The following is a 14,880-nucleotide window of genomic DNA, read 5'->3' as shown; positions in this document are numbered from 1 at the left end:
AACCATAGCGTAGGGGCAGTTCGCGTGCCCCTACAGGAATTTGTGGTTTACCCAAGTAGAAATTGCTGTACGTGAATGGTAGCGTGGCGGAGTCACGCTACCATTCATGCCTTTAAAGGTAATTCGTGCAGGAGGTCTTTTCCTAAGTCGCAGCGTATCGCTCAACCACATATCTGCCCAACGCTCTGCCCATGACTAAACCATCCTGATTGCCAGACTGGAAGTGAATACCGCCATAGACTCGACTCATCCCCGCTTCGTCTGCTGCCTGCGAGAAGCTGCTATAAGAGCGAACTACACCCGGTAGCCCAATGGAAGTGGTTTCAAACGGGGTGTTGTCGCCGAAGAAAGACGCAAGCACGGTAGACGCAGCACCACTGTAGGTACTGTGCCCCGACACATATTCAGGGAATGGGGGTGTTATGACCAACGGAGTCCAAGTTGGATCAGCAACCGTATTGGGATTGCCATCTTGATCCGCTAGACGGATGGCTGTGATTGGCCGCCAGAGATCATAGATATACTTAGCATCCCAGGCGGCAATACCCGCATCAGCCTCTGCAACATTGAGCATGGCAAACAAGCGAGCATTCTCTACTAAGGTATTTCTTCTAACTACTGAAAGCTGTTCAGCGATTAGGTTCCAGTGTCCGGGTGGGGTAAATGTGCCTGCGCCATCAGCCCAAAAGTTAGCCATCTCAGTTTGTTCCGTAGTCCGAACAGTACTGTTAACGCCACCTAACGTCTTGACCTCGTTAAATTCTGCGGCCCATTCAGCACTACTTAGTGCAGGCGGCCCATCTGGACGGAACTGGGAACCGCTCCTCATCACAAAGGGTGTAACATTACCCCAGTGGGGCAATAAAGCGGGCTGGTTGCCGGGTAGCGTGGGCTGCCATCTCCCAGGTGCTGTTCCGGGGATGTAGGAGCTTGGGACTGCTGAACCATCATTGCGTCGCGCTGCTAACACTGCATCTGCAACAGAGCGACCTAGAGCTATGCCGTTCGTTTCAGCCGCACCATTGGCAATTTCTGCCAAAGACATAGTCAGTTGTTGATTCAATATAGCGGTCTGATTGGGATAGAGACTGATTAGAATCTGATGCGCTGCACCTGCGACCGCAGCTTCACGCGACACAGTTCGAGTTGAGTTGGCCGTGACCGCATCATAAATAGCAGTATGGAGAACTGCCATACTCCGTGATGCGCTTGGAGGAGATGACCTCTCGGTGACGATCGCATTCAACAGCGTGGCGTTCCAATCCAACACTACGTCAGTTCCGTTTGCAGAAACCCGTTTGTTTGCAGCATTGTTGGTTTCGTTGCTCTCGGCGATCCTACCCGTTGGATCAATATTGACAATCAGATAATAGGCTCCCGGCGCGACCCCGGCAGGATTTGTGAAATCGAAAGTAAACTTGCGGGTATTGTTGGGTTGGATTTGAACATTCCCCTGGTTTACCTGATCTAAAAGCTGGTCACTCGCACTCAGCACAGGGTCAGGTGAGGCATAGATGCTGACGTTCAGGAAACCTCTGGCTCTCAAGCTACCCCGATTTGTGATATCGACCTTAATTTGCCCTTTATCGTCCTTTTTCTTCGGGTCAATCGTTCTGGGCATGATCACTCGCTCAATCGTGCCGACTAGATCTGGAAGTCGGACTGCTGCCGCCAGGCTGTCACTTCTGCCCCGGACTGTGAGGTTACTATCCCTGCTCAGCAAGGCACTGTCAGTCACCATACCAGTTAAGGAGTCTTTTCCTGCCTTGTTTGCTCCCTGGCTAAGTGCAGCTATACTTCTCCCATTAACCACCTTTGCAGTGGATGCATTCCCAGTGATTCCTAAAGTTTGAACGTCACTGGCAAAAGTTCCTATTTCAACCTGTTGGTTAAAAATAACTTCGTCTCGTGGAGTAGCTTTTAGACTCGAAGACGATGAGTGTTTATGACTAAAATCACTCAGCGGGGTAAACAAAGCGCTAGGTTCAGTAGCGTGATTTAAGCCTGTGCGAGAACCTGTTAAGAAGTTTTCTCTTGGTTCAAGTGCAGGTAAACCAGACGTGCTAGAGGAGAGCAAGTCATCAAAACTCTTCATAAAAAATCTCTTTGTTAATAAGAGGCAATAAGTCGGTTCTACATAAGGTCCACTGTCAGAACGGAACAGTTTCTCTATCTTTTAAAATCTCTTAAGAATTCTAAGGCGAATCAATATAAACCCATACGATTGAACGCTTTTGGACGAATTTTGCTCATACGAAAACGCTCGAGACCAATACTACACCCCCAAAGTGCGTGATCGCTCAAGCAGCAATCTGAATACAAAATTTGTTTCTACGACTAGTACTACACCCTAAATGGATCTTCCTACTATATGAATGATTAAAAATCATCCTTTTTGCAGATGCGCACTATTCTTCGAGAAATACCAATCCGGAAGTGCGATCGCCTAGTTCTTCCTGCTTTTAGAAGGGCGATCGCTGCACCAGTATGTCGGTACGAAAGCGTCCACAGAGGATGCGCTGAAGCTACTCCACAGATAGAGTTGCATCCATTGAGTTGGATAGACACTGGAGGGGTCGGGCAACGTAAAAAAACAGCATATGGTTAGGAAAGCTGTACTTTGGATGATTTGGATAGGTTTTGTTGCTTATACAATTTGGCTTGCTCCCCTCGATCGCTCCTACACCTGGGACGTGGGATATCGATTGATTACGTTTCGCTGGGGAGAAATTAACGCCTATCTGCTATCGATCTTCTGGTTAATGGGGGTCTGGCCGCTCATCTATGCCAGTTTGATGTTTGTCGATGGTCGAATGCAACCCTTCCGCGTCTGGCCTTATTTTATTGGCTCAAACTTCACAGGAGTCATTTGCCTATTACCTTACCTGCTGTTGCGTCAGCGCAACCACACTTTTAACGGCACGATGGACAAGTGGTTAGCCTGGTTAGAACGAAGATCAACAGGCGTTATGTTGCTTTTCACCGCGATCGCCCTCATTGCCTACGCGCTCATCGTTGGAGATTGGGCAGACTTCGTACAGCAGTTCCAAACCCGCCACTTTGTCCATCTCATTTCTCTTGATTTTTGCCTGATGTGCCTGGTTTTTCCGATTACTTCCCTGTTTGACGATGATATGGCACGACGAGGCATTTCTAATCGTGCTGTTTTTTGGGCAGTGGCACTGGTGCCTTTGTTTGGTCCCTTATTTTATCTCTGTTGGCGATCGCCACTACAAAAAACCGTTTCTAGTCCCACACGCATCACCGATGCACAGTTCCAGTAACTTACAGCAATCTCTACCTGGATAAATCACAAATTCCTGTAGGAGCCGCGAACGGCCCCTTGTATTTCTAGCAAAGTATCAGCAGGGTAATTCATTCAAACATCAGTGGCTAATCATCCAAGGTCGTCCTCCCTTGTGATCTTTAACCTTAGAAGGTTTTGGTTCTTGTCGCTTCACCAACTGCGGCTCTGGATTTTCACGCTTGAGCCGAAAAGAGCCAGAAAGCAGCATAGGTGCAGAAAAAACTCGTCGTCCAGGCTGTTGGCAAGAAGGGCAAGAAGCCGGAGCATTACACTCTGACATAGCACGCCATTCATCAAACAGCCCGCACTCCTCACAACGAAACTCATACAGGGGCATAGGTCAAAACCTCTTTACGGTGGTCTTTTGCAACTATTCAAAGGACTTCCTGGGTGAGTGGTAGTGTGACACCGCTCTACCATTCATGCTTCAAAAATTGATGGATGCAGGAAGTCTAATCACTTGAAGTGTCAATCGCTTGAAATGCATTAACCCCCAGATGTGAATTACTGGAGGCAATGCGTATTCAAAATCCGGCATTGCACAAATTGAGAATGATGCAAAATTCCTAACATGTGAATTGCCCACCGTAGGGGCACGGCATTGCCGTGCCCCTACGAAAATCATTCGTTAAATGTGCAACACCAAAACCCGCTTGTCTTACAACCGATTTAGGGCTGTGTCAGGTCGGCAAGATGTTTTGGTCAAAGATCTCGGTGGGAATTGCTAAAGTACAGCAAGCATTAGGAATATCAACAATCCCGCTAACGCGACCCTCAACAGGCGCACAACTAAGTAGCAGATAAGCTTGCTCGCCCGTGTAGCCAAATTTCTTTAAGTATTCGATCGCATTCAAGCAGGCTCGACGATAGGCAATATGGACATCCATATAATGCTGCTTGCCCGTAAACTCATCTACCGAAATCCCTTCAAACACCAGATATTCAGAATAACGAGGCTCTACAGGACCGGGCTTAAAGATGGGGTTAACCATGCTGTACTTTTCCATGCCGCCCTTGATGATATCAACATGCAGGTCGATATAACCTGACATTTCGATCGCCCCACAAAAAGAGATTTCTCCATCTCCCTGAGAGAAATGAATATCGCCCATCGACAGTTTGGCACCCTCCACATAAACCGGGAAGTAAATCCGCGTTCCTTTCGATAGGTTCTTGATATCACAGTTGCCGCCATGTTCGCGAGGTGGAACCGTTCTAGCTCCCTCAGCAGCAACGCGATCGTACTCAGAAGCAGGCAACTGTCCCAAGATTGCATTAGTAGGATTAGGCAACGCTGCTAAAACGGGCTGATCTCCCGAAAGACCTGCACCATAAGTACGCAGATCGGGAGCTGTATTCACCAGTTCTGTTTCTCGCTTATTCCAGGTTGACAACAGTTCATGGGAAGGCGCGCAGCCAATCAAACCAGGGTGAGTAATTCCTGCAAACTTAACTCCTGGAATATGGCGAGAAGAGGTATAAATTCCTTGGAGATCCCAAATTGCTTTTGCTGGATTGGGATAATGGTCAGTTAGAAATCCGCCACCATTCTTCTTATCAAAGATACCTGTGAAGCCCCACTCATCGCCTTGTAAAGCGCCAATGTCGAGTAGGTCAACGACCAAAATATCTCCTGGCTCAGCACCATTGACCCAAATTGGTCCACTCAGCACGTGAACAACAGTCAAATCAACATCTCGAATGTCATCCGGGCTGTCATTATTTTTGATTTGCCCGTCTGTCCAGTCTTTACACTCAATTCTAAAAATATCACCAGGATTCACTGAAACAACAGCCGGAATATCAGGATGCCAGCGGTTATGTCCAGGCAACTCCTGCTGATCCATCGGTTTAGTGAGATCAACCTTAAATAAAACTTCAGGCATGGAACACTCCTTTACTTCACTGAATTAACTTTAGAGAGTCACAATGAATGTATGAACAATAACACACCTATTTATTGTTTCAAAGGTTTAAAACAAAGGTTTTTTAGACAAAATTTTGATGCTATAAAAACAAATGAATGTATTAAGAAAGTCCTCTACTGAGTCAATAAAAGCTTTTCTTGAAACAGTTTTTTAGTTTCAAGTTCCATCTGGATATTTATGAACTATTTTCAGAAATAAACTAGAGATGAGCTAACTAGCTAACAGATCTCTTAGTGTAATTTGGATAGAAAAACGTGAAACCTAATGCTTGCTCGAATTCAGTTGGGTTACGCTTTGCTTCACCCAACCTACGCTACTATGCCACTAAAGTAAGGCTTCAGGATGAGATTTAAGTAAGTTTAATTGCTTTGCGGGGGTGAGTTAAAGGAAGAGAAATACTTTTGAGATAAATATCTTGCAGCTCATTTGAAGTTGCTGCTTATTAAAATATTAAATAATGGAATAAGTGTAAAAGCTGTCGTATTTGAGACAAAAGCTTTACTGAGATAAAACACTTAAGCAATGATTTCTAGATGTTGAAAAAAAAACATCTGCCACGTTTAATTTCATCTATTAATTTGCTGTATGAGAAAGGATTAGCTAGCCAGAAGTTCTTTCACAGATTTGTCAATGAATGGTGTATCAACCGAATTAATTCTACCTCCGGCAAAGTGTCTCCAAGTAGATGATAATTGCCCGAAACTCTGCATCTGCCATGTGCTTTATTTCGGACTTATTATTTTCAAGAAAAATGCTGCGACTTAGTTTCAATAGGACAACTAGCCTACTACTAGCATGTCAAGAATGGGTTGGGTTCCGCTGCGCTTCACCCAACCTACAGTTCTACCATCTGTAATCTGCGTAGGTTGGGTGGAGCAGAGCGGAATCCAACGCTTTAGACTTGCCGCACTACTACAGCAGACTGTCCCATACCCTACCAGAGGTGTAACTCTAGCGATCGCCCAGCTAACAAATTGAGTAAATGAGTGAGCGAAGAGTTAAACCGCTAGGTAACGATGCACTAGTGTCTCGTCCAGTTCCTTGGTGTTACCTTGAGCCACTACAGCCCCTTTTTCCATCATGAAAAACCGTTGAGCAAGCTGTTTCGCAAAATCAATCTTTTGCTCAACAACCATGACGGTAATCTCCTTTTCGGAGTTGATTCTCCTCAGAGTTGCCTCAATTTCTTGGACAATAGAGGGTTGAATCCCTTCGGTTGGCTCATCGAGCAAGATCATTTGTGGGTCAGACATAAGTCCTCTGGCGATCGCTAACTGTTGTTGTTGACCACCGCTCAAAAGACCTCCCTGACGCTTAAGATGCTGCTTCAACATAGGGAAGAACTCAAATACTTCCTCCAAAAGATTGGCAGTTTTTTTGTTTCGATTAGCAGTCAAACCGAGTTTGAGATTGTCTAGCACCGTCAGGTAGGGAATAATCTCCCGTCCTTGGGGAATGTAGGCAATTCCGTAGCGGCTACGCTTATAGGTCGGAGTTTTTGTAATGTCATCCGCATCAAAAATGATGCTGCCTTTGTTGACCTTGTTCAAGCCGATAATGCTGCGTAGGAGCGTGGTTTTACCAACTCCATTGCGTCCCAAAATGCAAACCATGTCGCCCTTGTCAACTTGCATGTTGATATCCAGGAGAACAGGAGTTTGCCCGTAACCAGCGGTGACATCCGTGAGTTCAAGCAGCGGCGATATCGATTTTTTCACGACCCAGATAAACCTCCACAACTTTAGAGTTATTTTGCACTTCAGTAACGGAGCCTTCCGCTAGCTTCTCGCCCTGGTGTAATACAATAATTCGTTGAGCAATTTGCTTGACGAAATCCATGTCATGCTCGATGACCACCACCGAGTGATCTTTAGAAATCGTTCTAATGATTTCTCCGGTCAAATGAGTTTCATCCGAGGTCATTCCTGCTGTCGGCTCATCTAGCAAAATGATGGAAGGATCTTGAGCAATTACCATGCCAATTTCAACCCACTGTTTTTGGCCGTGAGACAGCGAAGAAACCTTGAGAAAGGCTTTATCCAACAGCCCAATTCGCTCTAGAACCCAGGCAATTTTCTCCTTCTTAGCACGGGTTAATTTGACCGTGATTGAAGCAAGGATTCCATGAGAACCTTTGAGCGCGAGTAGGATGTTTTCAAATACTGTCAACTCGTTATAAACATTGGGGTTTTGAAACTTACGCCCGATTCCTAGACGAGCTATTGCATGAGGCCTTTTGTTGGTAATTTCGTGTCCTTGATAATAAACGTGTCCCGAAGCAACAGGAGACTTCCCTACGATGGCATCCAGTAAAGTACTTTTACCTGCACCGTTGGGGCCAATGATGGTGACAATCTCGCGATCGCCCACATCCAAGGTGACGCCTTTAAGGGCGCGGAATCCTGAGAAAATTACCGTCAAATCCTTAACCGAGAGGACTGCATTCATCTTTTTATCCTTTAATGCCACACTTACCAGGCTTTCAATCCCAAGTTAACGGTCACGATCCTTGGAGAACCATCCCTGCATGCTTCTAAGTGCTCCCTGTAGCGGGGTAAACCAATCTAACAATCCGGCTCGAACATAACCTGCAGAGGGATTGGGAGTAGGTGATTCAAGCAATTTGTTAAAACCGATGCGCTCTGGCACTAAGCCCATCAGTCCCTTGGGCAAAAACAAAACAACGACCAGTAGCAACACCCCAACGATCAACTGCCAATCTTGAGTGACTCGCTCTGCGGAATTCTGCACCTGACCCAGCAGCAGGGCTGCAATCAGAGGACCAACCAGTGTACCCCGACCGCCAATGGCGACCCAAATCACCACCTGAGTACCAAAGGCTACTGCCAGGTAGACAGGCGAGATGAATCGGTTAAGGGGAACAAACAGTCCTCCGGCAATACCTGCGATCGCCGCTGACAGCGTCCAGATGAAGATTTTGAAACTCGCAACGTCATATCCCAAATAGGAAATGCGGCGTTCATTCTCATTAATTGAGCGGAGGATAAGTCCCAAATTAGACTTCGTTAGCCACCAGCTTCCGGCTAACACCAGTGTGGTGAAAATTAGAATGACCCAGTAGAGGTTGATATCAGTGATATCAATACCTGCCAGCGACAGGATGGCAACATCAGTAATGCCATTTGTCCCACCCGTGTAGGCCTGCTGACTAATAAACAGTGTAGTCAGCGCTGACGAAATTGCCAAGGTAATGATCGTGATGTATACGCCGCTGACCTTGGAGCGAAAGATAAACCAACCAATGATGTAAGCAAATGCAGCGGGCACCAATATCATTGCCAAAACTGCAATGGGAAGAAACTTGAGCGGAGCAATAAACCAGGGTAACTGCTCCAGCCCATTCCACACCATGAAGTCGGGTAACTCACCGCCGTAGTTGTTGTTGGCTGCTGCAAGATTGAGCTTCAGGTAATACGCCATGGCATATCCCCCCAAGGTGAAGAACACGCCGTGAGCAAAGCTCAAAATCCCTGTAAATCCCCATACCAGATCTAGACTGATGGCTAGTGCCCCAAACAGCAGCAGCTTAGAGATTAGGGCTGTCTGAAACACACCTACGAGAAATGGCAGAATAAAAAAGATGAGAAATACGATTCCAGCAGTTATAAATAACTTAACCGGAACTGTAGAACGCTGAACTCCATCCAAAACCTGCGTCATCAGTCTGGCTCCACTAATACCAATTCACTTTGGGGCGATCGCAATGATCGCCCCGACTCAAGCTCAAGCCCGCTTCTGTACGGTAAACAATCCTTCTGGGCGATAGCGAATCAACACAATCACGGCGGCTAACACAATCACCCTGGCAACCGGATCATTCAGCATAAAGGCGATCGCTGCATTGGCTTCACCAATCAAGAACGACCCTGCCAACACTCCAATCAGCTTATCGACGCCTCCAGTCACCACAACCATCCAGGCATCCACTAGATAATCCTGCCCCATTGGTGGAGAAACACTCTTAAGCGAAGAAATGACTGCTCCCGCAATGCCAGCCAGCCCACAACCGTAAGCAAAAGTCAGTAAGTCGATCAGGCTAGTATTCACACCCAAGCACTTTGCCATTTCTCGGTTTTGGGCTACCGCTCTAACCTGACGACCCAGAGGAGTTTGGTAGAGCAGGTAGAGCGTGATTCCTAACATCAGAAGGGCAACTGCAATAATAAACATGCGGTAATAGGAAATTGAGACTAGCGGTGTCCCATCTTGTCCCGTGATTACCGACAGGTTTCCAGATATGTAAGGTGGAGACTTCACATACTTCAGTTGCGCCGAGAAGATCAGCTTGACGACCCCCTGGATCACAATACTCAACCCCCAGGTCGCTAGCAGCGTCTCAAGGGGGCGACCGTATAACCTACGAATCACCGTCAACTCGGTCAGCGCCCCAATCAGAGCTGTTCCCAAGAAGGCAAAGGGAATAGTTAGCAGCAAGTCCATCTGAAAAAGAGACTGCATCAGAAACGTCACATAGGCACCTAGCATGATGAACTCACCATGAGCCAGGTTAATGATTCGCATCACGCCGAATGTGATAGCCAGACCCAATCCGGTTAACAGCAACACTCCAACAATCCCAACGCCATTCAGCAACTGGTTTGCAAAAGTGTAAAAGTCAGCTCCTCCGGTTGCGTCTGTCGCCGCTGTTGCTTCTTGTGCCAGATAAAAGATGTGAGCCTGTATTGAATTAAAACCCAACATTCCCAGTAAACCTCAACTTACCTGTGACATCAACTCAATTCAAGCTTTGCCTTCCTGGACAGAGCTTTGACTTTAAAAAGCTAAAAGCTCCTAACTTTCTAGGTATTCGACAGGTAGATCATTCCCTGTTTCTTCGGTTGGGTCAGAGCGGTCATCGGGAGCGGGGTGAACGCAAAGGCGACCTTTATAAAGCGCTTGACTCCAGGGAATCGGCTTCACTGCAGAAGGAGTTGCGAACACAATCTCCGCTTGACCATCTGCTTGCCATCTGCCAATCCGAGAGTAGAGGTAAGTGTGATAGTTGTCGGGATCAATCTTGACCTTACCTTGAGGCGCGTTAAATTCCTGTCCGCGAGTTGCTTCTCTCAAGGTGGCAGTTGTGATCTCCTCACCTGCTTCCAGGACTTGCTCCATTGCCTGAGCCATAAAGAAGGTTTGCAGGTAAGCCGCTTCCATTACGCCGTTGGTGACCCGGTTGTCGCCAAACTTTGCTTTGAACTGCTCCACAAATGCTTTGTTCTCAGGCGTGTCTACCGTTTGGAAGTAGTTAAAGCTGCTGTAGTGTCCTTCAGCATACTCGGGCCCCATTGCCTGAATCTCTTCCTCAGTCGTGGGGTAAGCCATGATGGGAATCTGATCGGGGGTAATTCCAGCATCCTTAAACTGTCTGTAGAACGCGGGAATACTATCACCCACCAAATTACTCAAGACAAAGTCAGGTTTCGCCTGTTTGATCTTGTTGATGATGGTGATAAATTCAGTGGTTCCTAGTGCTGCGTATTCATCTCCGACCACTTGTCCACCCTGGTTTTCCAGTTCTGCCTTCGCAATTCGGTTGCTCTCTTTAGGGTAAATATAGTCAGAACCGATGAAGAAACCTTTGGGTCCAAAGTTTTCGTAGCAATAGGGAATGGAGTCTGTGATTTGCTGGTTAGGTGCGGCTCCGGTGTAGAAGACGTTAGAGCTACACTCATTTCCTTCGTAGTAAACCGGGTAATAAAGGATGGCGTCCTTTTCTTCAAATACGGGCAGCACTGATTTACGGCTGGCTGATGTATAACATCCCAGGACACAAGATACCTGATCTTCATCAATCAGGCGCTTAGACATCTGGTTATACAAATCCCAGTTGGAGTCGGGGTTGACCACAACCATTTCAATTTGCTTACCCGCGACGCCTTGCTTACCCTGCCAGGGTCCTGTGCCCTGGTTGATCTGCTCGATCGCCAGGAAAGTAGCATCTTGCAGAGACTTTTCAACGATCGCAATGGTGCCAGTCGTTGAATACATTACGCCTACTTTAATGGCATCGCCTGAAGACGCAGATCCAGTTCCAGTAGCAGAACTGGTAGTGGTTTCTCCGCCGCCACGAGTGCAGGCAGAGAGCACGCCTGCCCCGACCGCTAAAGAACCATACTTGATAAACTTACGGCGGCCTATTCTGCCAAACCGAACCAGAGGGCTACGCGAATCAGCCATTGCGTTCTCCTTAACAACAACTTAACCAGATGAAAGAATTGACGGTGTGCGAAGCGCCATACTGCAACCTCGCGAATCTGACAATCTAAGGCAAATCAGCAAACTGAGAATTCTTCTAGCAGGAGCTAGAGCAAGCCATCGACTAGAATCACTTACCGTTGAATGACTTGAACAGCATTAGCTCCCTACCGCAATAGCAATAGGAATCTCACTTTTAGCAACAGGAATATTCCTGCCGCCATTGCAGTTTTAAACCTTCTTGTCCTATCTGAAGCGAGTTCCAGCAAACCTGTCTCAGATGTTAGAGGCATTCCCACACGGCAAACGTATCCTATGATACATTCTTGCTATTTTGACTTTAGCTATTTACCTCTACAGGAGTACGCAGAAATTCCAAAATGGGTTATGAAAGCTATATTCCGTTAGGTTGTAGTTAAACTAGACTTCCTGCATGAATCCTGTTTTAAAGGCATGAATCGTTGCGCGGCTCCGCCGCGCAACGATTCATGCAGGAGGTTGACTGATTGTCTCTTCCATTTATCTCGTCCATCATTGATGTCTTCCTATGCCGCTTCCTGCAACGACAAAGATTGTTAAAGATAGGCGTGACTACAATACTTGGATCGCGACCGAAACGCTGGAAGATTATGCTTTGCGGTTTGCGCCTAAATCTTTTCGCAAGTGGTCAGAGATTTTGGTCGCGAATACGGCCAGTGGTGGGTTGTCGTTTTTGGCATTAGAGGCGATCGGTGGGTCACTGGTCATCAGCTATGGGTTTGCGAATTCCTTTTGGGCAATTATTGTCGCTGGGATCATCATTTTTTTGACGGGACTGCCGATCGCCTACTATGCCGCAAAATATAGCGTTGATATTGATTTGCTGACGCGAGGGGCTGGATTTGGCTATATCGGCTCAACGATTACGTCGCTGATCTATGCTTCATTCACGTTTCTTTTCTTTGCTTTAGAAGCAGCCATTATGGCGCAAGCGCTAGAGCTGTATTTTCACCTGCCGCTATCGATTGGCTACATCGTTTGCTCTCTGGTGATCATTCCTTTTGTGTTTTTTGGCGTGACGCTGATCAACCAATTGCAGCTTTGGAGTCAGTCGGTCTGGTTTACGCTGATGCTTTTGCCCTATGCCTGCATTATTTACAAGGAGCCAGAAGCACTTTCAAACTGGGTGCATTTTGCTGGGGAAGCAGGTAGTGCAGGCTTTGACCCGCTGCTGTTTGGAGCGGCTACTACTGTCGCAGTCTCACTGATTGCCCAAATTGGCGAACAGGTAGACTATCTGCGCTTTTTGCCCGACCAGCAGGAAACGAGTAAGCGTAAATGGTGGCTAGCGGTGGTAGTGGCTGGGCCAGGATGGGTGCTGACGGGTTGCGCGAAGCAGTTGGGCGGCGCTTTTTTGGCATCTTTGGCGATCGCCCACGGAGTCAGTTTATCCAAAGCCAACGAGCCAACTCAAATGTATTGGATCGGGTTTGAGTATGTTTTCTCTAACCCGGATGTAGGGCTAGCTGTGACGATCTTTTTTGTGATTTTGTCTCAAATTAAGATCAACGTGACGAATGCTTATGCGGGGTCGTTGGCCTGGTCAAATTTCTTTTCTCGGCTCACCCATAGTCATCCGGGTCGTGTGGTTTGGCTGGTGTTTAATGTGGCGATCGCTCTCCTGTTAATGGAGTTGGGCGTATTTTCGACGCTAGAGGCAGTTTTGGGGCTTTACTCAAATGTGGCGATCGCCTGGGTTGGGGCATTAGTTGCCGATCTGGTGGTCAACAAACCGTTGGGTCTAAGTCCTCCGTATATTGAGTTCAAGCGAGCACACCTGCACGACTACAACCCCGTCGGATTGGGGTCAATGTTAATCGCCTCACTGGTGGCAATGGCTGCTTTCATGGGCGTGTTTGGAATCGGTGCAAAAGCTTTTGCCTCTTTTATTGCCTTAGGTTTAGCGTTTGTGCTGGCCCCGGCGATCGCCTTTCTCACCAAAGGGAAATACTATATTGCCCGAACAGACATCTACTCTGAAACCACTCATCCGCTGAACTGCTGTATCTGTGAGCAGGAATATGAGCCGCAGGATATGGCATTTTGTCCAATTTACCAGGACTCAATTTGTTCGCTCTGTTGCACTCTGGATGCCTGTTGCCACGATGCTTGTAAGGCGATCGCACCCAGCAAAAGCAGCCCTGCCTCTGAAGCTCAAACTGCAACTCACATTATTTCTCAGACCACCACTCAAACTTCAAAAGGATCGCGGCTATTTCAGTCCAAACTATCACCGCATTTAGGGGCAAGGCTGCTGAGATACTTGGCGCTGTTCCTATCTCTATCGGGGCTAGTAGGTAGCAGTCTAGGGCTAGTCTACTATCAGCACGTCGCTGTTCCCCAAATTTCTATCATTGCGGCCCAACAACTCACCGCAACCCTAATCGAGGTGTATGCTGTCTTCCTGGTACTCATTGGCATCGGAGCCTGGTGGCTGGTGTTGACGCAGGAAAGCCGCGAACTGGCGCAAGAAGAACTGGATGAGCGCAACCTTCAGCTTCAGCAAGAGGTACAGGAACGCAACCTGGCTGAAGCGCAGCTGCAAGAAAAAGCAAAACAGCTTGAACAAACGCTGCACAATCTGCAACAAGCTGAAGCACAACTGATTCAAACTGAAAAAATGGCAGCGTTGGGTGGTTTGGTTGCCGGAATTGCCCATGAAATTAACACTCCGATCGGAGTTGGCGTGACTGCCGCTTCTTTGTTGATGGAAAAAACGATCGCTTTCTCAGAACGCTTCAAAGGCGGTACGATGAAGCGATCGGATCTAGAAAAGTTTTTGGATTTAGCCCAACAGAGTAGTCGAATGACGCTCTCTAATCTAGAACGAGCCGCAGAACTGATCCATAGTTTTAAGCAGGTTGCGGTAGATCAGTCCAGTGAGTCAAAACGGGGATTTAACCTCAAAGACTATCTCGAAGAAATTCTTTTGCAGCTTAGCCCCAAGCTGAAGGTTACTAAGCATCAGGTTGAGGTGAGAGGCGATCGCCATCTTACCCTCACCAGCTACCCCGGTGCCTTCTCCCAAATCGTCACCAACCTGATCATGAATTCCCTGCTGCACGCCTACGAACCTGGCGAAGCTGGACAGATTATCTTGAGCTTTGAGCAAACTAAGGAACAGGTAATTTTTGAATATACAGATGACGGGAGCGGCATCGCCCCAGAAAACCTGAGCAAAATCTTTGAACCCTTTTTCACCACAAAAAGAGGACAGGGTGGGAGTGGTTTAGGGTTACATATTGTCTACAACCTGGTGACCCGAAAGCTGAAGGGGACGATTCAGTGTGAAAGTCGCCTGGGGACTGGGACAAAGTTTGTGATCAAGTTATTAAACACAGAAGTGTAGATTCATAAATTTAAGTTGACTCGAACAACTAAAGGAGC

Annotated in this window: 10 protein-coding genes; 2 read left to right on the top strand and 8 right to left on the bottom strand. The window is 47.2% G+C overall.

Features of this window, described 5'->3' with window-relative positions; all coding sequences use genetic code 11:
* Window positions 1-142: 142 nt before the first annotated feature.
* On the bottom strand, window positions 143-2,095 hold the full coding sequence (locus H6F93_RS16205; protein ID WP_190682664.1) for a CARDB domain-containing protein: 1,953 nt from the start codon (window positions 2,093-2,095) through the stop codon (window positions 143-145).
* A gap of 529 nt (window positions 2,096-2,624) precedes the next feature.
* Here H6F93_RS16205 and H6F93_RS16200 point away from each other — a divergent pair.
* Window positions 2,625-3,284 (top strand): DUF2834 domain-containing protein, encoded by a 660-nt coding sequence (locus tag H6F93_RS16200; RefSeq protein WP_199313757.1) that lies wholly within the window; start codon window positions 2,625-2,627, stop codon window positions 3,282-3,284.
* 102 nt (window positions 3,285-3,386) lie between these two features.
* On the opposite strand, the gene H6F93_RS16195 is transcribed toward H6F93_RS16200, so the two are convergent.
* From H6F93_RS16195 to H6F93_RS16165, 7 genes are all read right to left on the bottom strand, one after another.
* Entirely contained in the window at window positions 3,387-3,644 is a 258-nt protein-coding gene (locus tag H6F93_RS16195) for an FmdB family zinc ribbon protein (RefSeq protein ID WP_190682659.1), read from the bottom strand.
* Window positions 3,645-3,987: 343 nt separating this feature from the next.
* Window positions 3,988-5,193 (bottom strand): formamidase, encoded by a 1,206-nt coding sequence (gene fmdA / locus H6F93_RS16190; protein ID WP_190682656.1) that lies wholly within the window; start codon window positions 5,191-5,193, stop codon window positions 3,988-3,990.
* Window positions 5,194-6,233: 1,040 nt separating this feature from the next.
* Window positions 6,234-6,953 (bottom strand): urea ABC transporter ATP-binding subunit UrtE, encoded by a 720-nt coding sequence (gene urtE, locus H6F93_RS16185; protein WP_190645334.1) that lies wholly within the window; start codon window positions 6,951-6,953, stop codon window positions 6,234-6,236.
* A complete protein-coding gene (gene urtD / locus H6F93_RS16180; RefSeq protein WP_190645335.1) occupies window positions 6,925-7,683 on the bottom strand; it encodes an urea ABC transporter ATP-binding protein UrtD in 759 nt (252 codons plus the stop codon). The genes urtE and urtD overlap by 29 nt, the downstream gene beginning before the upstream one ends.
* Before the next feature lie 45 nt (window positions 7,684-7,728).
* Window positions 7,729-8,916: an urea ABC transporter permease subunit UrtC gene (gene urtC, locus H6F93_RS16175; protein WP_190682653.1), complete on the bottom strand. Its 1,188-nt coding sequence runs from the start codon at window positions 8,914-8,916 to the stop codon at window positions 7,729-7,731.
* Window positions 8,917-8,979: 63 nt separating this feature from the next.
* On the bottom strand, window positions 8,980-9,957 hold the full coding sequence (gene urtB, locus H6F93_RS16170; RefSeq protein ID WP_190682650.1) for an urea ABC transporter permease subunit UrtB: 978 nt from the start codon (window positions 9,955-9,957) through the stop codon (window positions 8,980-8,982).
* A 90-nt stretch (window positions 9,958-10,047) separates the two neighbouring features.
* Window positions 10,048-11,436: an ABC transporter substrate-binding protein gene (locus H6F93_RS16165; protein WP_190682647.1), complete on the bottom strand. Its 1,389-nt coding sequence runs from the start codon at window positions 11,434-11,436 to the stop codon at window positions 10,048-10,050.
* 565 nt (window positions 11,437-12,001) lie between these two features.
* Here H6F93_RS16165 and H6F93_RS16160 point away from each other — a divergent pair.
* On the top strand, window positions 12,002-14,842 hold the full coding sequence (locus H6F93_RS16160) for an ATP-binding protein (protein WP_190682645.1): 2,841 nt from the start codon (window positions 12,002-12,004) through the stop codon (window positions 14,840-14,842).
* Window positions 14,843-14,880: the final 38 nt, after the last annotated feature.

Source organism: Leptolyngbya sp. FACHB-671 (assembly GCF_014695745.1).
GTDB lineage: Bacteria > Cyanobacteriota > Cyanobacteriia > Elainellales > Elainellaceae > JAAUTN01.
The sequence above is the reverse complement of the archived record's forward strand: the minus strand, read 5'-3'. Positions and strand labels throughout refer to the sequence as shown.